We start from the raw sequence: 20,743 nt of genomic DNA on the forward strand, positions 1-20,743 counted from the left end.
CGCGCCGGAAACACGGGACGGGTATCCGGCTCCACGGTTTCGGCCGCGTTTTGCCTCAGCAAAATCGACGGATCCGCGTGTTCTCGCGGACCGACCGACAGGAACCGGCCACAGGCAAAAACTTCCTCAAGTAAACGGCGTGTTACGTCTTCGCGATCAGAAACCCGATGAGCAGACCCGGAAGGGTCCACGGCGGGAACGCGCGGGCACGGACAGGGCCGCCGCAAAGGTCCCGATTACCCCGAATGCCGTAATGGCGATTCCGCCCTATCGTGCTGTCATGGAGCACGCACTGAGTCCCGCGACCCTCGCCGAACTGCGCCGCCCGCGCCCCTATCCGGCGGTCTCCGTGCTGACCCCGACGCACCGCCGGCAACGCGGGGACGGCCAGGACCAGGTCCGGCTGCGCAACGCGCTGACCGAGGCGCGCCGGCGACTGGAGTCCGACCCCGCCGTCACCCGTGAACGCCGCGCGGATGTCGAGGCGCAACTCGACCGGGCCCTGTCCGAGGTCGACCTGTCACACCCCGAGGACGGCCTGGTGATCTTCGCCGCGCCGGGCGAGCACCAGGTGTGGTCCCTGGCCCGGCCCGTACCCGAGCGGGTGGTGCTGTCGGACACCTTCCTGACCCGCAACCTGGTGTCGGCCCACGCCGCCGAGCGGCCCTTCTGGGTGCTGTCGCTCTCCGCCGACCGCGTCACGCTGTGGAACGGCGGCGCAGGCCGCGTCGTGGAGGAGCACTGGGGCGGCTTCCCGCTGACGCGCGCCCGGGAGAACTTCGACGCCGAGCGGCTCATGCGGATCGGCGACCAGCCGAGCACCTTCCGCGACGAGGACACGCGCCGGTTCCTGCGCGAGGCGGACACCGCCATGAGCAGGGTCCTGCGCGCGGCGCCCCGGCCGCTGTACATCACCGGCGAGCAGGCGGCGCTGTCCCTGATGGAGGAGGCCGGCACCGTCGCGCGCCACGCCGTGCCGATAGGGCGGGGCGGGCTCGCCCACGCCGGTCCGGAGGCGGTGTGGCAGGCCATCCGGCCGGTCCTGGAGGAGGAGTCCCGCAAGAACGCCGCGTCCGTCCTGCGGGAGCTCACCTCGGCGCGCGGGCGCCGGGCCTACGCGGCCGGGGTGGACGAGCTGTGGCAGAGCGCCCGGGACGGCCGCGTCCGGCTGCTCGCGGTGGAGGAGAACTACCGTACGACCGTCCGCGAGACCGGCGACCACCTGGAGCCGGCCCGGCCCGGCGACCTGGACGCCCGCGACGACATCGTGGACGAGATCGTCGAGCGGTGCCTGGAGACCGGAGCCGACGTGCGCTTCGTCCCCGACGGCACACTGGGCGACGCGGACGGCATCGCCGGGGTGCTGCGGTACTGAGCCGGGAGGCGCCCTGCCCTCCGGCTCCGGCTCCCCCGCTCCCCGCCCTTGCCGCCGGCTGACCAGCCCCAGCCCCCGCGTACGCTACGGCGTGATCGTCGGCGTGAGGGAGCGTGCGCATGGGTGAGTTGCTGGGTGTGGCCGTACTGGGTGCCGGGCACATGGGCGCGGACCACATACGGCGCCTCGCTCGCGTGGTGAGCGGCGCCAGGGTCGTGGCCGTCGCCGATCCCGACCTCGCCCGGGCCGAGGCGGCGGTGGCCGGTCTGACCGGGGTCACCGTGCACACCGACCCGCTGGCCGCTCTGGACGCCCCCGGGGTGGCGGCGGTCCTGATCGCGTCCCCGGGTCCCGCGCACGAGGAGGCCCTGCTCGCCGCCTTCGCCCGCCGGCTGCCGGTGCTGTGCGAGAAGCCCATGGTGCCGGACTCCACCGGCGCCCTGCGGGTCATGGAGGCCGAGGCCGCGCTAGGCCGCCGGCTGGCGCAGATCGGCTTCATGCGCCGCTACGACGCCGAGTACCGGCGGCTGAAGGCACTGCTGGACGGCGGCGGTCTGGGCCGGCCCCTGATGCTGCACTGCACCCACCGCAATGTCTCCTCGCCCGACGGCTTCACCAGCGCCATGCTGATCAACAGCTCGGTGTCGCACGAGATCGACGCGGCCCGCTGGCTGCTCGGACAGGAGCTGACGGCGGTCACCGTGCTGCGGCCCACGCCGTCCTCGCGCGCGCCCGAGGGCCTGTCCGATCCGCAGTTCGTGCTGTTCGAGACCGAGTCGGGTGCCCTGGTGGACGTCGAGGTCTTCGTCAACTGCGGTTTCGGCTACCAGGTGCGCTGCGAGGCGGTGTGCGAGGCGGGCAGCGCGCGGATCGGCGAGGCGCACACCATGGTGGTCACCACCCGGGACGGCGCCCGCGAGGAGGTGGCGCGGGACTATCTCGTCCGCTTCGCCGACGCCTACGACTGCGAGGTGCAGGCCTGGGTGGACGCCACCCGGCGCGGCGAGGTCACCGGTCCGAGCGCCTGGGACGGGTACGCGGCGTCCGTGGTCGCCGAGGCGGGCGTACGGTCCCTGGAGACCGGTGCCCGGGTGACCGTCGAAGCGGCCCCCCGCCCGGCGCTGTACGCCCGGCCCGGCGGCTGACGCGGCGACCGGCGCGGCCGAGGTCCGGCCGCGCCGGCTCACACGCCGCCGAACAGCGCGCTCAGCCCGCGTTCCACCACCCCCGTCACGTCCTCCGCACCGCCCGCCACCACCTCGTAGGTGCGCCGCAGGAAGCCGCGCAGCGCCGGGGCCGGGAAGAGCAGCAGGGCCATGCCGTGCGGCGAGTGGAGTTCCAGGACGGTCCCGGTGCGGCCGTAGGGCCATATCCGCACGTCCCCCTGGCCGGCCGGGGCGCCGAGCCCCTCGTCGAGCAGGGAGCGCGCGAAGGTCCAGGTGACCTCCTCGCCGTGCAGGGCGGCCTCGGCGGGGAAGTCCAGGTACACCGCGAGCGGGTCGTCGGCGGTGTAGCGCAGCGTGGCGGGCACCGGGACCTCATGGTCCCCGGCGGCGACGAGACGGGCGTGGGCGAGCTGTGCGACGGTGGTCTCCATGCTCATAAGGAGTCCGTGAGGGCCGGTCGCATGCCGTCAATTCCGGTCAGAGTTCGGCGGGTACCGGCCGCTCCGCCGCCCCCTGGAACACGGCGGTGTCGAACGTCCGCCCGAAGGCCGGGCCCAGACCGCTCGCCTCGCCCAACACACGTACGATTCCTACGACTTGGGCACCGCGGCGGGTACGCCTTTCGTCCCCATGAATCCCTCCCGAAGGACTCTGGCATATGCCTGAGGCACCACCGTAACGTGTGTTGCCAAATCCCTTACAGGCGGTCGCGGGCTGTGCGAGAGTCGTAACGGTCCCCGCCGTCGCCCGCCGTACCGTCCCCCCATTCCGGAGTGCGTCATGTCGTCCCCTGTCTCCGCGGACCGCCCCGCCGCCCAGCCGCCCGGCCGTGGGTCGGTCGAGGCGCTGATAAGGCAGACGCGGCGGCTCAAGGGCGACGTGGACGCCGTACGGCGTGACACCCGCGGCGACGGTGCGGATCCCGAGGAACGCTGGCAGCGCGCCCTGTACGACCTCGCCCTGCGCCAACTGAACGACATCGACGCGCACTTGGCTCAGCTGCGGGACGGCCCGCCGCCCGGACCCGCCCGGCCCGCACCGCCGCCCGCCGCCCCGGACGGCTCGCTGCTCGCCCGCGTCGGCAGCGCCGAGTGGAACCTGCTGACGGACCAGGCCACCTGGTCCGCGGAGCTGTACCGCATCCTCGGCCTCGACCCGGCCGGCCCCGCCCTCACCCTGGACGAACTGCCCGGTCTGGTCCTGCCCGAGGACCGGCCGAAACTCACCGAGATGGTGACGTCCTGCCTGGTCGACGCCAAACCGATCGACGGCGAGTTCCGCGTCGTACGGCCCGACGGCACCGTACGGACCGTGCACATGATGGGCGAACCCGTGCTCGGCGCCGACGGCGGCACGACCTCCATGTGGGCCGTGCTGCGCGACGTCAGCGAACTGCGCCACAGCCAGCGGACGGTGTCCGAGACTCGTGACTCGCTGCACCGGCACCGCCGGCGGGAGCAGACCGAGCGCCCGGTCGCGGACGAGTCGCAGGAAACCGTGCTGCCGCCCTGGCACGGCTCCCTGCGGCTGCCGCACCAGGGGCCGGCGGCCCTGGACCTGGCCGCCCACCGCCTCCCCGCCGCGACCGCCACCCTGATCGGCGCGGACTGGCACGACGCGCTGGAACTGGCCGACGGCCAGACCCAGCTCACCGTGGGCGGCCTCACCGGGCAGGGCGTGGCCGCCGCCTCCGGCCTGGCGATGCTGCTCGGTGCCGTACGCGGTATGGCGATGGCCGGCACCCGGCCCGGCCGGCTGCTCACCCTGCTGAACCGGTTGCTCGGCACCGCCGCGCAGCCCGCCCTCGGCAGCGCCGTCTGCTGCCGCTACCTGCCCTCGACCCGCACCCTCCTGTGGGCGCGCGCCGGACACCCCGCCCCGCTGCTGTACCGCGACGGGACCGGGCGCCCGCTGGACGCGCCGGACGGCACCCCCCTCGGCGCCTCCTCGGGCACCCGCTACGAAGAGTGCGCCGTCACCCTGCGCCCGGGCGATCTGCTCCTGCTGCACACCGGCGCACTGCTGCCGGAACACGGCGGGACGGCGACCGTGGACCGGCTGCTCGGCCTCGCCCCCCGGTTCGGCCCCGCGCAGACCGCACGGGACTGTGTGCGCACGGTCGTCGAGGAGTTCGGCGGCCCCGGACGCGAGGACGACGCGTGCGTGCTCGCCGCCAAGGTCACCCCATGACGGCAACCGGCCCCTCGGGCGGGGCGGCGCGCAGGTCCCCTACACCTGCGCGCCGGCACCGTCCTTCTTGGTCCGCTCCTTGGGCAGGGCGGTTCTGATCTCCTCGCGCAGCTCCTGGATCCCGGGATAGCCGGAGTACTGCGCGGTCAGCCGGTACATCTGCCGCAGCCGGTCCCAGGTGCGGCGCGAGGAGTTGGAGCCCATCGCCATCAGGGCCAGCCGCGCGTAGCGGTCGGCCTGTTCGGGATCGTCGGCGATGAAGCAGGCCGACGCCATGGAGAGATGGTCGAAGATCTTCGACCGCTCCCGTCCGTCCACCCGCAGGGCGAGGGCCTTCTGCGCGTAGTGCTGGGCGGGCCCGGCCGCGTTCGGGTCGAACTCCGCCAGGGTGCGGTAGGCGAGCGCCTGCATGCCGTACAGGTCCTCGTCCTTGAAGGTCTGCATCCAGTCCGGTGTCGCCGCGTCCTGCCGGTCGCTGACGAACAGGTCCTCCGCCCGGCCGAGCGTGCGGCGCATCGCCTGCCCCTTGCCCATCGCCGCCTGGGCCCAGGCCTCGATGGTGTGGAACATCGCCTTCGTACGCGGCTGGAGGCGGTCCCCGGCGCCGGACTGGGCCAGCTTCATCAGGTCCAGGGCCTCGTCCGGGCGGCCGAGGTGCACCATCTGCCGGGCCGCCCGGGACAGCGCCTCCCCCGCGCGCGGCCGGTCACCTCCCTCCCGGGCGGCGTGGGCGGCGATCACGAAGTACTTCTGCGCCGTGGGCTCCAGACCGACGTCGTGCGACATCCAGCCCGCGAGGACGGCCAGGTTGGCGGCGACGCCCCACAGGCGCCGCTGGAGGTGGGCGGGATGGTGGTAGGCGAGCATGCCGCCCACCTCGTTGAGCTGGCCCACCACCGCCTTGCGCTGGAGGCCGCCGCCGCGGGCCGCGTCCCAGGCCCGGAACACCTCGACCGAGCGCTCCAGCGCCTCGATCTCCTGGGATCCGACGGGAGCGGCCTCGTACCGGTCGAACCCGGCCGGGTCGACGTGCAAAGGGTCGTCGAGAACAGGGGCATCGGCCCTGAGGGCCGGATCGGTGTGCAGCCATTCGTACATGGCACCGCTGAGTGTGGATCCCGTGGCGAGCGCGGCACCCGCGCCCACCAAGCCGCGTCGGTTGAGCATGAGGTCCATTCCCGTGAATTCGGTGAGGACCGCGGCGGTCCGCTCGGGCGGCCAGGGCAGGCCGTCGGGGTGTTCCTCGATCCCGTCGCCCTGCCGTTTCCCCGCACGCCCCTGCCGTACCAGACCGAGGTCCTCGATGGTCACGACACGGCCGAGACGCTCGGTGAACAGGGCCGCCAGCACCCGCGGCACGGGATCGCGCGGGATCTCTCCCATGTCGATCCACCGCCGCACCCGGGAGGTGTCGGTCGCCAGCTGGGGGTGGCCCATGGCCGCCGCCTGCCGGTTGACCAGTCTCGCGAGTTCGCCCTTCGACCAGCCGGCCAGGCCGAACAGGTCCGCAAGGCGGGTGTTGGGTCGTCCGCTCACGTCAAGCCCCCAGGTTCTCGGCTGAGTTGACACTAACCGGGTGCGGGTTGCCGGGCGACTATTCGCCACGGTTCGCCAGGGTGCGCCAGATGGTGTGCCACCACTCATCGGGTGTCAGGTAGGAACGCGCCACCCCGACCTGGTCCGCCACCTCACGGTGACGGCCATCCGGTCGCACATGCCGGGCACATTCCCCAGGGTGTGCCCGGAGGGCCGGGTCGGGTGGGCGTACGCTCCCGAAACCACGCTCACGGGGCACGCACCCGCGAGCACGGGTTCGGAGTGCGGACGTACAGGCAGGCACAGCAGGCACACGAAGGGATCTGTCTTTCCCATGTACGCAGCATCGTCCTCCGTGTCCGCCCCGGCCCGGCCGCTGCGCACCCGTCCTGCGGGTGGCGGGCCGTACCTGGACCCGGTGGCGCGCCCCGGCGTCCCGGTACCGGGGGTGGGCCGGCCGCGGCGGGTCCCCGGCCGGCCCGGGACCCAGCCGCTCAGCGGACGGCTGGACCTGTCCGGCCCGCAGGGCGCGCGGCTGCGGACCGCACTCGCCTCGGTGCAGCGGATCTGCCCCGAGTTCGTCCCGGTACAGGTGCTGCGGCAGGGCGGACGGTCGGTCCTTCTGGTCGGGACGACGGGGCGCGGTACGGCGGTCGCCAAGTGTCTGCTGGACCACTCGCCGGCGTGGGTGGAGCGGAGCCGTCAGGAAATAGCCGCATACCGCTCGTTCGTCCGGCACCGGCCGCCGGTGCGGGTGCCGAGGCTGATCGCGGCGGACCCGGACAACTGCACGCTGGTGATCGAACGGCTGCCGGGCCGTCCGGTGGCGTTCCAGCGGCATCCGATGGAGGCACCGCCGCGCGCGGACATCCGGGCGGCGCTCGGCGCGATCTGCCGGGTGAACGCCTGGCGGCCCCCGGCGGGCACCTTCGACATGCCGCTGGACTACGCGGCCCGGATCTCCCGGTACCACGAACTGGGCCTGCTCACCGACCGGGACCTCGGCGACCTGCAGAAGCTGCTGCACGGCATCGCCCACGAGGTGGGCCGGCAGGGCATGCTCCAGTTCTGTCACGGTGACGCCCTGCTGTCGAACATCCTGCTGTCCCCGGCCGGTCCGGTGCTGGTGGACTGGGAGCACGCGGGCTGGTACCTGCCGGGGTACGACCTGGCGACGCTGTGGCTGGTCCTCGGGGACTCCGCTCCTGTGGCCCGGCGCCACATCAGCCAGCTCGCCCAGTCGGCGGGCCCTGCCTCCCGGGATGCCTTCCTGGTGAACCTGATGCTGCTGCTGACCCGTGAGATCCGCACGTACGAGACGGCGGTGCAGCGTTCGATGCAGGAGTCGGCGCCGGTGCCCCCCGGCACGACGCCGCCCGGTGCCGTGCCGTCCGGCGAGCAACAGCGACTGCTGCTGCGTCGGTTGCACGACGACTGCCAGCTGGCCCGCAGGGCGGTGCGCGCGGCGGTCGGCACCCGCTGACGACGGAAGACCAACTCGCGGTGCGCCCCCAGAGGCGGCGCACCGCGACCTTTCGTACGGGCCTTGGCGACGGCAAGTGGTGTGCGCCGGTGACGGGATCGAGGTGCATCGGAACGAAAACGGGCGCTGAGCCTCCCGCGCGTCCGAGAGCGTCCTGGAGGTGGGGTGACCCCGCGGACGAAGCTGCTGGGGTGGCGCTGGGCATGGGGAGCGGGTCCGCCGAGCGCGTCGGCCTGCCCGCGCCATGGGTGATCGGCCGCCACCGGCTGCCCGTCCTACGGCGCGGAGTCCCTTCCCTGATCCGGCCCGGATCTTTTTCGTCCTGGGGCCCCGAACGCCCCTGAGCGATCCCGGAGCGGACCCGGAGAAGCCCCTGACACCGGCTCCGTGTGGTGGACAGAGCATCTAACGTGACGACGGTGCCCCGGCCGGGCCCGTACGTCTGACACACCTGCTCTCTTCACGAGGAGGATCCATGCCGTTAAGGGGCGGAAACGCACTGTGGCGCATTGCCGCGCGAGGCACGGCCATGGTCGTGGCAGCCGGCACGGCCGTCCTCACCGGCCTCGCCGCCGCTCCCGCGGTCCACGCGTCACCGTCTGCCGAAGGGGCCCTGCGGTGGGCACCGTGCGATGCCCCGGAGAAGCCGGGAGCCGAGTGCGCCACTCTTTCGGTGCCGGTCGACTGGACGCACCCGGGCGGGCCGAGGCTCGACCTGGCCGTGGCCCGCCGCAAGGCCACCGACCCCGGCGCACGCGTCGGCGCGATGGTGTTCGGCCCCGGCGGACCGGGCGACTCGGGTGTGGAGATGGTGGTGGGCCGTATCAGCCGGTTCAGCCCCGAGGTCCGCCGCAGGTTCGACATCGTCAGCTTCGACCCGCGCGGCGTGGGCGGCAGCAACCCGGTGACCTGCTCCGGCGCCCTGCTGGCCGAGCGGCCGTCACCGGAACTGAGGAGCCAGGCCGACTTCGACGCCACCATGGCGTACAACAGACGGCTCCGTGCCGACTGCCGGGCACGTACGGGCCCGGTCTTCGACCACCTTGACACCAGCCAGACGGTCCGGGACGTGGACGCCCTCCGGGCCGCCCTCGGCGAACGCGAACTGACCTTCCATGGCAGCTCGTACGGCACGCTGCTCGGCGCCCAGTACGCCGAGACCTACCCGCGCCGGGTGCGCGCGATGGTGCTGGAGAGCGTCATGGACCACAGCGTGCGGGCCACCCGTGACTTCCTGCGGTCCGAGGCGGCCGCGGCAGAGGATTCCTTCCGGGAGTTCGTGAAGTGGTGCGACGGTGCCGCGGACTGCGCGCTGCACGGCCGCGACGTCCGCGCCGTCTGGCAGGGCCTGTTGGCACGGGCCGGGCGCGGCGAGTTGGCCGACCCTGCGAAACCGGGCGCCCCGCTGTCGTCTTCGGACCTGGTCAACAAGATCGCGTTCCGGAAGTTCTACAAGGCCGACCACGCGGGCCTGGCCACGGCGATCGCGGGGATGGAGGCGAGCGAGCCGCTCCCGGCATCGCCCACCTCGACAGCACCGCTGCCCCCGGCCACCCCGGTCTTCTGCTCGGACTGGCACCTGCCGGTGCGCGACTACGAGGAGTACGCCTCGCTGGTCGCCCTGATGAACAGGACGGCGCCTGACCTGCCTTACCTGCTGCCGATCCACATGGCGGCGGCGTGTCTGGGCGCGCCGACCGCCAACCCACAGCACCGCCTGGACGTACACGGTGCCCCGCCGGTCCTGGTGTCCAACGCGCTGCACGACCCCGCCACCGGCTACCCGTGGGCGGTCTCGGTGGCCCGGCAGTTCGGCCGCAGCGGCGTGCTCCTCACCTACGAGGGCCACGGCCACGGCAGCGTGACCAGCGGCCCGTGTATGGAGGACGCCGTGGACAGCTACCTCACCGACCTGGCAGTCCCCGCTCGGGGCACCCACTGCCCCGCCGTGCCGTCCTGACGACTCGCCGGCCCGGATCCGCTGGGTGCTGGGCATCAGCCCCGCTGGACATGGTCGACGATCCGCTCGTACAGGCTCTGAGCCGACCGCTGACGGGTGGTTCCGGACCACGTCGGAGACCTGCCTTCTGCCGGCGGCAGAAGAGCGGCCCGGCCGGGCTCGGCGATCACTACAGTCCAGGCTCATGACGACGGTTACAACGCGCACGATCGAATACGCGGCCGACGGCCTGACGATGATCGGGCACCTCGCGCTCCCGGCCGGTGCCGACCGCCGGCCCGCGGTCCTGGTCGGGCCCGAGGGGGTGGGGCTCAGCGACGTCGAGCGCCGCCGGGCCGACGCGCTCGCCGAGCTGGGATACGTGGCCCTGGCCTTCGACCTCCACGGCGGGCGCTATCTGGGCGACCCCGAGGAGATGCTGGCCCGTTGCATGCCGCTGCTCGCCGACCCCGACCGGATGCGGGGCATCGGCCACGCGGCGCTCGACGTGCTCCGCGCCGAGCCGCGGACCGACCCGGACCGGATCGCCGCCATAGGCTACGGCACCGGGGGCGCGATCGCGCTGGAACTGGGGCGCGACGGCGTCGACCTGCGCGCGATCGCCACGGTCAACGGGCTGACCACGGGCCGGCCGGGTGAGACGGCGCGCATTCACTGCCCGGTGTGGGCCGGGGTCGGTTCGGAAGACCCGATCATGCCGCCCGCGCAACGGGACGCGTTCACCGCCGAGATGCAGGCTGCGGGCGTCGACTGGCGCCTCGTCGTCTACGGCGGTGCCTTGCACGCCTTCCATCACCCACCGGTCGACCACATCGTGCGTCCTGGGGTCGGTTTTCACCCTCAGCACGCGGAGCGAGCTTGGCGGGACGTCGTCGACCTGCTCGCCGAGTGCCTGCCCATAACGGAGTGATCGCAACCCGCGAGCGTGCGTGCCGGACGCCGCTGCGCAGATGGGGGTTCGTTCATGGGCTGTCAGGCGATCACAACGGGGTGCCGTCCTGGGTGTGATGGACGATGTCGCTGTACGGAAGCCGGTGCCTCTCATCGTGCCGGCAGATCCAGGCGCCGCCGTCGTGGTGAATCGCCCTTCCGACGGCGACATTGACGGGTTGTCGGTGAACCGGTACGACTGATCCACCCGGCGCCGCACGCCCCGCCCTTCACTGGAGGCCGCCTTGCGAAGACACGCCACCGCTCCCCCGGCCCCGGCCCTCCCCGGACGCCCGCTGCGGACCGCCGTCCCGCTCGCCTCCGCGGCCCTGCTGCTGTCCCTGCTCGGCGCGGCCCCCGCCCATCCCGTCCCGGACTCCTCCGCGCGCCGTCTGCAGCAGGCGTTCGCCGCCGCGGCGGCCGACTACCACGTGCCGCAGAGCGTGCTGCTGGCCGTCTCCTACCTCCAGTCCCGCTGGGACAGCCACGGCGGTGCGCCGAGTGTGTCGGGCGGCTACGGTCCGATGCACCTCACCGACGCGCGTACCGCGCTCGCCACCGCCTCGCGGTCCGCCCCGGAACGTTTCTCCGGGGAGCACTTCGCCGGGGGCGCGGAGGACCCCCGCGGCGACACCGCCCGTGCCGCACTGCGCCCCGGCGCACCGCGCCCCGCGGGCTTACGCCCCGCTGCCGGGGCTCCGGTGCCCTCGGCGGTGCCGGCCCGGCTGCGGACGCTGCCGAGGGCCGCGGAGCTGACCGGTGTCCCGGCCGCGCGGCTGCGCTCGGACCCGGCGGCGAACGTGGCCGGCGGGGCCGCGCTGCTCGCCGCCGCGCAGAAGGAACTGGGCGGGCCGGCGAGCGCCGACCCGGCCGACTGGTACGGCGCGGTGGCCCGGTTCTCCGGCGCCGACGACACGGCGACCGCCGCCGCGTACGCCGACGACGTGTACGAGGTGCTGCGCACCGGCGAGGAGCGGGTCACGGACGACGGCCAGCGGGTGACCCTGGCCGCCCGGCCCGGGACGGCCCCCGACACCGGGTGGCTGCGTCGGGCGGGCCTGCGCACGCTTCCGGCGGACGGCACCGAGTGTCCCCGGTCGGTCTCGTGCACCTCGGTCCCGGCGCCGTACGAGGAGTTCGGGGACAACGACTACGGCAACCACGACCTCGGCGACCGCGCGGCCTCCCAGCAGATCAAGTACATCGTCATCCATGACACGGAGGGCGCCTGGGAAGGGGTCATGAACCTGATCCAGGACCCCACCTATGTGTCGTGGAACTACACGATTCGCTCGACCGATGGGTTGATCGCCCAGCATGTGAAGGCGAAGGACGTGGCCTGGCACGCGGGCAACTGGGATGTCAACGCCCGGTCGATCGGCATCGAGCACGAGGGTTTCCTGGCCGCTCCGGACGCCTGGTACACGGAGGAGATGTACCGTTCCTCGGCGCGGCTGGTGCGGTACCTGGCCAGGACGTACGACATCCCGCTGGACCGGCAGCACATCCTGGGCCACGACAACGTGCCCGGGCCGACCGCCTCCACCATCCCCGGGATGCACACGGACCCGGGCCCGTACTGGGACTGGCGGCACTACTTCCGGCTGCTGGGCCGGCCGCTGGGGCGCACGGCCGGCCCGCACTCGGGCGTGCTGACGGTGCTGCCGGACTACGACGCGAACCAGCCCGTGTACACCGGCTGCACCGCCAAGGGCGAGCCGTGTCCGGCGCACGGCTCGGGCGAGGTGCGGCTGTACACGGACCACGACGAGAGCGCGCCGCTGGTCAGGGACATCGGGCTGAAGACGGGCCCGACCGACGGGGTGAACGATCTGTCCTCGCGGGTCTCCACCGGCCAGCAGTACGCGGTGGCCGGCCGCTGGGGCGACTGGACGGCCATCTGGTACCTCGGGCAGAAGGCCTGGTTCCGCAACCCGGCCGGACAGCGGACGGCGGTGCCCGCGAGGGGCCTGGTGGCGACCCCGCGCGCGGGCCTGGCGAGCGTCCCCGTGTACGGCCGTGCCTACCCGGAGAAGGCGGCCTATCCGGCGGGCGTCCCCGCCCAGTCGGTGGTGCCGCTGCCCTACACGATCCCGGCCGGGCAGCGTTATGTGGTCGGTGACGAGATGCCGGGCGAGTACTACTACGCGGTCACCTTCACCCCCGACGCGCACCGGGTGGTGGTGGGCGAGGACCGGTACTACGAGATCCAGTACGGCCACCGGGTCGCCTTCGTCCGGGCCGCGGACGTGACGGTCGAGGACGGTGCCGCGGCCGGCCGGTGAGGTCTCGGCCCTGCTGGAGGTGAGGTCTCAGCCCTGCTGGAACAGTTCCGCCGGGAGCGGCTTCAGCAGGGCGTACAGGTCGTCGGTGATGGGCCGGTCCCAGGCGGCGATGGTCACCAGCACGCCGTCGCTGCGGTCGAACTGGACGCAGGAGATCCGGCTCTCGGAGAGCTTCAGCCGCCGCACGATGAGGAGGTTGTCGCCCTGGAGCACCGGGGTGTCCTCGGTGCCGACGACGGTGACCTCCTCGTCGTTCTCCAGCGCCAGCAGCAGCTGTCCCACCTCGAAGGGGATCTCTCCCTCGGCGACGTCGCGGGCCGGGGAACCCTCCGGGAGGTTGCCGATGATCATGGCGGGGCCGCGTCCGCCGAACAGGTCGTAGCGCAGGAAGACACCCTGGCAGGTGCCGTCGGGGGCGGGCAGCAGGCCCGCGCCGAGATTGCCCGGCCAGTCGCCCGGGTCCATGGCCAGCACGTCGAAGTCGGGTCCGGCGGGGGTCGCGCTGCGGCGGCGGAGGAACGACATGCGGCCATGGTACGTGCCCGTGCCCCGCCGGGTGACCTGTGGGCGCCCGGTGGCGGGCTAGCCCAGCGGGCACCTGGTGAGCAGGGTGGCGGGGGTCGCGCCGGGCGGGCGGGCGACCGTGTGGTCCGCCGGGGGGCGGCCCGCTCCGGCGATCCAGCGTTCCAGGGCGGTGAACGCGGCACGGTGGCAGGGGACCATCGGGCGCAGCCGGTCAGGGAAGGTGTCGGCCAGGGCGTCGGTGTGGGTGCCGTCCTCGATGCGGTAGTAGCGCAGCAGGGAGCCGCGGCCGGCCGCGTGGACCATGCGGGCGTAGACGTCGGAGTCCTGGCTGATGGGGAGCAGCACGTCGAGGGTGCCCTGGAGGGTGATCAGGGGTTTGCCGATGCGGCCGGTCAGGGCGATGCGGGCGACCGCCCGGTGGACGGCGGCGGGGCGGGCCGGATAGGCGTAGTCGGCGTCGCAGCCGGGGGTGCCGGGGGCGCAGTACGGGGTGCCCGCCTCGGTGTCGCCGTCGTAGCCGGGGTCTAGTTCCTCGCGGTAGAGGCGCTGGGTGAGGTCCCAGTAGACCTGGTGGTGGTACGGCCACAGGAACTCGGAGCCGGCCGGGTAGCCGGCCCGGTGCATGGCCGCCGTGGCCTCGGCGGCCCGGGGGCCGCCGGTGGCGTGGTCGGGGTAGTGGCGCAGGGCGGCCGGCAGGAAGGTGAGCGGGTTGGGGCCGTCGGCGCGCCACAGGGTGCCCTCCCAGTCGACCCCGCCGTCGTACAGCTCGGGGTGGTGCTCCAGCTGCCAGCGCACCAGGTAGCCGCCGTTGGACAGGCCGGTGGCGAGGGTGCGGGCCGGGGGCCGGTGGTAGCGCAGGGTGACGACGGTGCGGGCGGCGCGGGTGAGCTGGGTGAGGCGGGTGTTCCATTCGGCGATGGCGTCGCCGGACCGGCGGCCGTCGCGGAAGAAGGCCGTGCCGGTGTTGCCCTTGTCGGTGGCGGCGTAGGCGTAGCCGCGGGCGAGGACCCAGTCGGCGATGGCCCGGTCGCCCGCGTACTGCTCACGGTTGCCGGGGGTGCCCGCGACGACCAGGCCGCCGTTCCAGTGGTCGGGCAGCCGGATCACGAACTGGGAGTCGTGGTGCCATCCGTGGTTGGTGTTGGTGGTGGAGGTGTCCGGGAAGTAGCCGTCGATCTGGATGCCGGGGACGCCCGTGGGGGTGGGCAGGTCCTTGGGGGTGAGGCCCGCGTAGTCGGCCGGGTCGGTGTGGCCGGATGCGACGGTTCCGGCGGTGGTCAGCTCGTCGAGGCAGTCGGCCCGCTGCCGGGCGGCGCCGGGTACGCGTGGCAGGGCGCGTCCGGCGCAGTGGGTGTCCGGGTTTCCGGGGCCGGCTGTCGTGGCGGCGGCCGGGGTGACCGGGAGGGCCAGGAGCGCGCAGACGGTGGCGAGCGACAGGGCGCCGAGCGGGGTGCGTCGGGTGCGGTGTTCTCTTCGGTGCGGAAACATACGCTCCTCCGGCGGGTCGGGGACGCGCTGGAGGCTAGAGGCGGTGTGGGGGTTCGGGACATGTGCGGGGCCGCCATGATGGCGGCCCGTTCGGCGGTGTCGGCCACCATGGCGGCGCTGTGTGGCCGTCGGCGTCAGGGGCATCCGCTGTCGGCGAGGGTGAAGTGGCCCGTAGGTGATTCCTTCAGGGTGTGGGTGACGAACGTGTTGTACAGGCCCATGTTCTGGCCGGAGCCGACGGCGTAGGTGTAGCCGCCGCTGGTGGTGGCCCGTCCCGCCTGGACGTGGGCGTAGTTGCTCGCCGTCCAGCAGGCGGCGGAGCCGGGGTCGCCCGGGTCCGGGTCACCGGGGCCGGGGTCACCGGGGCCGGTGGTGTCCAGGCCGAAGAACCGGGCGATCCAGCGGCTGGAGCAGATCGAGTCGAGGAAGTACGGGGCGCCGGTGCCGCCGCACTGCTCGGCGCCGGTACCGGGGTCGACCGGGGTGCCGTGGCCGATGCCGGGGACCCGGTCGACCTCGACGGCCACGGTGCCGTCGGCGGCCAGGTACTGGTCCTGCCGGGTGGCGTCCGGCCCGATGACCGTGGTCCGGGTGGGCGTCTGGGACAGGCCGTGCAGGGCGGTCCACTGGTCGCGCAGTTCGGTGGCGTTGCGCGGTACGACGGTGGTGTCCTGGTCGCCGTACCAAATGGCCGCGCGCGGCCAGGGCCCGGTGTACGACGGGTAGGCGTCCCGCACCCGCCGGGCCCACTCGGCGGGGCTCCGGTCGACGCCGGGGTTCATGCAGAGGTAGGGGCTGCTGTCCTTGGTGCAGTCGTAGGGCAGGCCGGCGACGACCGCGCCCGCGGAGAAGACGTCGGGGTAGGTGGCGAGCATGACGGCGGTCATGGCGCCGCCGGCGGACAGGCCGGTGACGTGGACGCGGCCCGGGTCGGCGCCGTAGGCGGTGACGGCGTGGCCGGCCATCTGCCGGACGGACAGGGCCTCGCCCTGGCCGCGCCGGTTGTCGCCGGACTGGAACCAGTTGAAGCACTTGCTCACGTTGTTGGCGGTGCCGGTCTCGGCGAACACCAGCAGGAAGCCGTTCTCGTCGGCGAGCCGGGGCAGCCCGGAGTTGTCGGCGTAGAGCTGGGCGTTCTGGGTGCAGCCGTGCAGGGCGACCACCACCGCGGGGTGGGCCGGCAGGGTGGCGGGCCGGTACACGTACATGGTGAGGGCGCCCGGGTTGGACCCGAAGTCGCTCACTCTGCTGAGAGTGACGGCGGCGTGGGCCTGGGGGGCGGGGGCGGCGAGTGCGGTGCCGAGGACGACGGCGAGGACGGCGAGCAGGCGGGGCAGGAAGCGGGGCAGCGACCGGACGCGGGGGCGCGCTGCGGGGGTTGCGCGCAACGGGAGCAGGGGCATGGCGGCTCCTTCGGCGGACACACGGACCCCGGCCGCTCCGGCACGGGTGGCGCCGAATGCGGCGGGGGTGGCGGAACCGTAGGCGCGGGTGTGCCCGGGCACCATGGCGTCGCACCCCACAACCGGCGGAGCACCGGTCGGCTCCGGGGGGATTGCGGAGCGCGGTACGGCCTGCTACGCCGCTTCCCCGGGCCTCATTCCTGGTGCGGGGCCGGAGGTACCACCGCGACGGGGCTTGCCGCGTGCAGCAGCACGGCCTGGGTGACCGAGCCCATCATGCGGGCCGGGGCGAGCAGTCGGCGCCGGTGCCGGCCGACGACCACGAGTTCGGCGTCCTTGGAGGCGGCGACGAGGTGGCCGGCCGCGTCGCCGGGCAGTGCCTCGGCGGTGGCGCGGACTTCGGGGTGGCGCTCGCGGTGCGGGGCGAGGAAGCCGTCGGCGAGGGTACGGGTCTCGGCCGCCACGGCGTCCTGGTCGGCCGGCGGCGGCACCGGCTGGCCGGGTGCGGACCAGGTCTGCGCCGGCCAGGGGTAGGCGGCGATCACCTGGAGCCGGGCACGGCGGTGGGCGGCCTCGGCGAAGGCGAAGGCGAGGACGTCCTCGCCGGGGCTGTCGGCGTGCAGTCCGACGACCACCCGGGGCCCGGGTTCGGCGGGGCCCTCCCCGTGCACCTCGCGGCCGGGCGGGGGCACGACGACCACGGGGCACCGGGCGTCCCGGGCGGCGGCGAGGCCGTTGGAGCCGAGCAGCAGGCTGGCGAAGCCGCCGCGGCCCCGGGAGCCGAGCACCAACAGCTGGGCTTCGTCCCCCAGTTGGGGCAGGACGGCGCCGGGTACGCCCTCCAGGGCGACGTACTCCACGGCCGGTTCCCCGGCGTGGTCCCCGAGCCGGGTGCGCACCTCGTCGAGCACCGGGTCGTCCTCGGTGTCGGGCGGCCCGGCGACCAGTACGCCCGCCTGACCCCAGGCCGCGTACTGCCGTACGTGCACCACACGCAGCGGTGCCGCGCGGCGGCGGGCGGCGTCCAGGGCCCAGTCCAGCGCGCGCAGGCTGTCGGCGGAACCGTCGACCGCGGCGATGACCGGCGTGGCGTTCATCCTTCTCACCTCCGGAACACGACCTTCCCCTTTGCTGGGGCCAGCCTGGCTCAGGTCCGGCCCCGGCGGGGGTGCTACCGGTCGCGTGTCCGGAAATCCGGGGGTGACACCCCCGGTTCAGGTGAGATCGAACTCGCCTTCGCGCGCGCCGGAGACGAAGGCGCCCCATTCCGCGGGGGTGAAGATCAGGGACGGGCTCTCCGGCCGGTCGCTGTTGCGCATCGCGATGAAGCCCTCGACGAAGGCGATCTGGACATCGCCCAGCCCTCGGCTGCTGGACTGCCACTCTGCCTTGCTGAGGTCCAGCTCCGGCTTGTCCCAGCCCGCGAGCGGCTTGTGCTGGGTGGTGCTCTCGGCCACGTCCGTGCTCCTCCCGGTTCGTCGTCCGCGGTCAGCCTAGCGACCGGTCGCTACGGCGCACAGGGCGCGCGAGGGCGATCTTCGCGGCGGTGCGGTCCCGGTCGTCCTGCGGCCCGTCCGCCGGGCGGTCGCCGGGAATGCCCGGCCGGGGCCGTCAGGAGTCGGGGGGGTCGGAGCCGACGAGCCACATGGCGAAGAACTGCGAGCCGCCGCCGTAGGCGTGTCCGAGCGCCCGGCGGGCCCCGTCCACCTGGTGGTCGCCGGCCCGGCCGCGCACCTGGAGGGCGGCCTCGGCGAAGCGGGTCATGCCGGAGGCGCCGATGGGGTTGGCGCTGAGCACGCCCCCGGACATGTTGACGGGCAGGTCGCCGTCGAGCGCCGTCACCCCGCCTCGGTGAGTTTCCAGCCCTCGCCCGCCGCGGCGAAGCCGAGGTTCTCCAGCCACATGGGCTCGTACCAGGAGAACGGCACGTACATCTCGACGGCGTCGATGTCCCGGCGCGGGTCGGTGATCCTGGCCTGCCGGTGGACGTCGGCGGCGCAGTCCCGGCCGGCCCGCGGGGGGACGAAGTCGTAGGCAACGAAAGCGCCGATGGTGTCGGGGGCGCCGCTGCGCCGCATGCAGGCGCGCACATGGGGGCGAAGAAGCCGCCGGCTCCGGCGAGCAGCGGCTGCTGGAAGGGAAGGTGCGGGGACAGGCCCCACATGGCGTTGGACTCGGACTGCTTTTCGAAGGCGAGGGTGAGGACCGTGCGGTGGACGCGGGCGGCGATCAGGTTCACGGCGACGAGTGCGGTGGACCCGCCGACGGAGCCTGCGGTGTGCACGCGCAGCATGGGTTTGCCGACGGCGCCGAGGTACAGCTCGGGCATCATCACGCCCTCGAAGAAGTCGGGTGCCTTGCCGATGACGACGGCGTCGATGTCGGCCCAGGTCAGCTCGGCGTCCTGGAGGGCGCGCGTGGCGGTCTCGCGGACGAGTCCGGCGATCGATACGTCCCGGCGGGCGGCGACGTGTCCGGTCTGGCCGACCCCGGTGACGACCACGGGCTCCTTGCTCATCGTGGATCCCCTTCGAGTACGGCGACCAGGTTCTGCTGGAGGCAGGGGCCGGAGGTGGCGTGGGCGAGGGCCCGGTCGGCGGGAAGGGACCGCCGGGGCCATCCGGTGTCCGTCCGCCACCGGGAAAATTCCGCAGACCCCTTGCCCGGAGGCCCGGTGGCCTGAATTACTTGCCACAGCGGCGGCGACCGAATGATCGGTCGTCCGGAATGTACGGCTGGGCAGGGAGAACGTTTCCGATGACGGATGCGGCGGATCCGCTCGACGCGGGCGAACGGCTCGGGACCGAGGAGCTGCGGGCACTCCAGCTGGAGCGGCTGCGTGCCTCGCTGCGGCACGCGTACGAGCACGTGCCGTTCTACCGGGAGTCCTTCGACAAGGCGGGCGTCCGCCCGGAGGACTGCCGTACGCTCGCCGACCTGGCCCGCTTCCCCTTCACGACGAAGGCCGACCTCCGGGCGAACTACCCGTACGGCATGTTCGCCGTCCCCCGGGAGCGGATCCGCCGGCTGCACGCCTCCAGCGGCACCACGGGACAGCCCACGGTGGTCGGCTACACCGATCGCGACCTCTCCGTGTGGGCCGACCTGGTGGCGCGGTCCCTCCGGGCGGCCGGCGGCCGGCCCGGCGATGTCGTCCATGTGGCCTACGGCTATGGGCTGTTCACCGGTGGTCTGGGCGCCCACTATGGTGCCGAGCGCCTGGGCTGTACGGTCGTCCCCGCGTCCGGCGGCATGACGGCCCGGCAGGTGCGGCTGATCCTGGACCTGGAACCGTCCGTCATCATGGTGACCCCCTCCTACATGCTCACGCTGCTGGACGAGTTCGAGCGGCAGGGCGTGGACCCGCGCGGCACCTCGCTGCGGGTGGGTGTCTTCGGGGCCGAGCCGTGGACCGAGCCGATGCGGCGGGAGATCGAGGAGCGGTTCGCGATCGACGCCGTCGACATCTACGGGCTGTCCGAGGTGATCGGTCCCGGCGTCGCCCAGGAGTGCGTGGAGACCAAGGACGGGCTCCATGTGTGGGAGGACCACTTCTACCCGGAGATCGTGGATCCGGTCACGGGCGAGGTGCTGCCGGAGGGCGAGCGGGGCGAGCTGGTGTTCACCTCGCTGACCAAGGAGGCCATGCCGGTCGTCCGGTACCGGACGCGGGACCTGACCCGGCTGCTGCCCGGCACGGCCCGGGTGTTCCGGCGGATGGAGAAGATCACCGGGCGCAGCGACGACATGGTGATCCTGCGCGGGGTGAATCTCTTCCCGACGCAGATCGAGGAGATCGTGCTGCGCACGCCCGGGCTGGCGCCGCACTTCCAGCTGCGCCTGACCAGGGAGGGCCGCCTCGACGCGCTGACCGTCCGGGCCGAGGCGCGCCCGGACGCGCCGCCGGAGGTGCGGGAGGCGGCGGCCCGGTCCATCGTCGCGGCGGTCAAGGACGGCATCGGGGTGTCGGTCCGGGCCGAGATCGTGGAACCGGAGTCGCTGGAGCGGTCGGTGGGCAAGATCCGCCGGATCGTGGACCTACGGCCCAGGGGTGACGGGTAGGCGGTTTCCACCCGGGGGGGCGAGCAGAGTCGATCGCGCGTCACGGCAACCCGGCTCGGCGTCACCGCACCCTCGGCCGGTGCGGCCGGCGGGCGCCGCCCGGCCGCCGGGCCGCGGACCGGGTGCGCGACCGCGCGGGGCCGGACGCCCACCCGCCGGGGGAACAGGCGGTCAGCCGTCGCCCTGATCTCTCCTGTCCAGCCCGAGCGGGCGGCCGAGGGAAAGCCTGGCAGCCGGAGAGGGGGCCGGGCGCCCCGGAGGGGCGGCCCGTGTCCGGCCGGCGTCCGGACAAGCGGTCGCCAGCCGGCCGTCGAGAGTGGGACGGTCGACGACCACTCCC

General features: G+C 73.6%; 15 protein-coding genes and 1 pseudogene. 8 read left to right on the forward strand and 8 right to left on the reverse strand.

The features are described from left to right. The first annotated feature begins 280 nt into the window (after positions 1 to 280). On the forward strand, positions 281 to 1,375 hold the full coding sequence (locus HB370_RS05470; protein WP_030783907.1) for a hypothetical protein: 1,095 nt from the start codon (positions 281 to 283) through the stop codon (positions 1,373 to 1,375). Positions 1,376 to 1,494: 119 nt separating this feature from the next. Continuing rightward, the gene (locus HB370_RS05475) at positions 1,495 to 2,520 is read left to right on the forward strand and encodes a Gfo/Idh/MocA family oxidoreductase (protein WP_030783909.1); all 1,026 of its coding nucleotides are present in this window, start codon (positions 1,495 to 1,497) and stop codon (positions 2,518 to 2,520) included. A gap of 38 nt (positions 2,521 to 2,558) precedes the next feature. Here HB370_RS05475 and HB370_RS05480 read toward each other — a convergent pair whose 3' ends face one another. Beyond that, a complete protein-coding gene (locus HB370_RS05480; protein ID WP_030783910.1) occupies positions 2,559 to 2,972 on the reverse strand; it encodes an SsgA family sporulation/cell division regulator in 414 nt (137 codons plus the stop codon). Between the two features lie 349 nt (positions 2,973 to 3,321). Between HB370_RS05480 and HB370_RS05485 the strand changes: the two genes are divergently transcribed. Continuing rightward, positions 3,322 to 4,731, forward strand: coding sequence for a SpoIIE family protein phosphatase (locus HB370_RS05485; RefSeq protein WP_030783913.1), 1,410 nt, complete (start codon positions 3,322 to 3,324; stop codon positions 4,729 to 4,731). Between the two features lie 39 nt (positions 4,732 to 4,770). Here the strand turns inward: HB370_RS05485 and HB370_RS05490 are convergent, their stop codons facing one another. After that, positions 4,771 to 6,267: a hypothetical protein gene (locus HB370_RS05490; RefSeq protein WP_030783915.1), complete on the reverse strand. Its 1,497-nt coding sequence runs from the start codon at positions 6,265 to 6,267 to the stop codon at positions 4,771 to 4,773. 334 nt (positions 6,268 to 6,601) lie between these two features. Between HB370_RS05490 and HB370_RS05495 the strand changes: the two genes are divergently transcribed. The 4 genes from HB370_RS05495 (at position 6,602) to HB370_RS05510 (ending at position 12,925) form a co-directional block, all read left to right on the forward strand. Then, positions 6,602 to 7,750 (forward strand): aminoglycoside phosphotransferase family protein, encoded by a 1,149-nt coding sequence (locus tag HB370_RS05495; RefSeq protein WP_030783917.1) that lies wholly within the window; start codon positions 6,602 to 6,604, stop codon positions 7,748 to 7,750. 475 nt (positions 7,751 to 8,225) lie between these two features. Next, complete coding sequence (locus tag HB370_RS05500) at positions 8,226 to 9,710, forward strand: alpha/beta hydrolase (RefSeq protein ID WP_030783921.1); 1,485 nt, start codon at positions 8,226 to 8,228, stop codon at positions 9,708 to 9,710. A 184-nt stretch (positions 9,711 to 9,894) separates the two neighbouring features. Beyond that, on the forward strand, positions 9,895 to 10,620 hold the full coding sequence (locus HB370_RS05505; protein ID WP_030783924.1) for a dienelactone hydrolase family protein: 726 nt from the start codon (positions 9,895 to 9,897) through the stop codon (positions 10,618 to 10,620). Positions 10,621 to 10,936: 316 nt separating this feature from the next. Next, a complete protein-coding gene (locus HB370_RS05510) occupies positions 10,937 to 12,925 on the forward strand; it encodes a peptidoglycan recognition family protein (protein WP_037701840.1) in 1,989 nt (662 codons plus the stop codon). A 27-nt stretch (positions 12,926 to 12,952) separates the two neighbouring features. Here HB370_RS05510 and HB370_RS05515 read toward each other — a convergent pair whose 3' ends face one another. The 6 genes and pseudogenes from HB370_RS05515 to HB370_RS05540 all read right to left on the reverse strand — a co-directional run bounded on the left by HB370_RS05515 (position 12,953) and on the right by HB370_RS05540 (position 18,859). Continuing rightward, positions 12,953 to 13,450, reverse strand: a complete 498-nt coding sequence (locus HB370_RS05515) for a hypothetical protein (protein WP_030783931.1) — start codon at positions 13,448 to 13,450, stop codon at positions 12,953 to 12,955. A 57-nt stretch (positions 13,451 to 13,507) separates the two neighbouring features. Beyond that, positions 13,508 to 14,938, reverse strand: coding sequence for a 3-hydroxybutyrate oligomer hydrolase family protein (locus tag HB370_RS05520; RefSeq protein ID WP_030783933.1), 1,431 nt, complete (start codon positions 14,936 to 14,938; stop codon positions 13,508 to 13,510). Between the two features lie 134 nt (positions 14,939 to 15,072). After that, positions 15,073 to 16,341 carry a PHB depolymerase family esterase gene (locus tag HB370_RS05525; RefSeq protein ID WP_030783936.1) on the reverse strand — a complete coding sequence of 423 codons (1,269 nt, stop codon included), beginning with the start codon at positions 16,339 to 16,341 and terminating at the stop codon, positions 15,073 to 15,075. Positions 16,342 to 16,535: 194 nt separating this feature from the next. Further along, positions 16,536 to 17,438 carry a universal stress protein gene (locus tag HB370_RS05530; protein WP_030783939.1) on the reverse strand — a complete coding sequence of 301 codons (903 nt, stop codon included), beginning with the start codon at positions 17,436 to 17,438 and terminating at the stop codon, positions 16,536 to 16,538. A 117-nt stretch (positions 17,439 to 17,555) separates the two neighbouring features. Further along, on the reverse strand, positions 17,556 to 17,798 hold the full coding sequence (locus HB370_RS05535) for a DUF397 domain-containing protein (RefSeq protein ID WP_030783943.1): 243 nt from the start codon (positions 17,796 to 17,798) through the stop codon (positions 17,556 to 17,558). A 154-nt stretch (positions 17,799 to 17,952) separates the two neighbouring features. Next, positions 17,953 to 18,859: pseudogene (locus HB370_RS05540) on the reverse strand (hypothetical protein). Positions 18,860 to 19,098: 239 nt separating this feature from the next. Between HB370_RS05540 and paaK the strand changes: the two are divergent. Continuing rightward, entirely contained in the window at positions 19,099 to 20,403 is a 1,305-nt protein-coding gene (gene paaK / locus HB370_RS05545) for a phenylacetate--CoA ligase PaaK (RefSeq protein ID WP_030783946.1), read from the forward strand. Positions 20,404 to 20,743 lie beyond the last annotated feature (340 nt).

This window comes from Streptomyces sp. DSM 40868 (assembly GCF_011820545.1).
In the GTDB taxonomy this organism is placed as follows: domain Bacteria; phylum Actinomycetota; class Actinomycetes; order Streptomycetales; family Streptomycetaceae; genus Streptomyces; species Streptomyces eurythermus.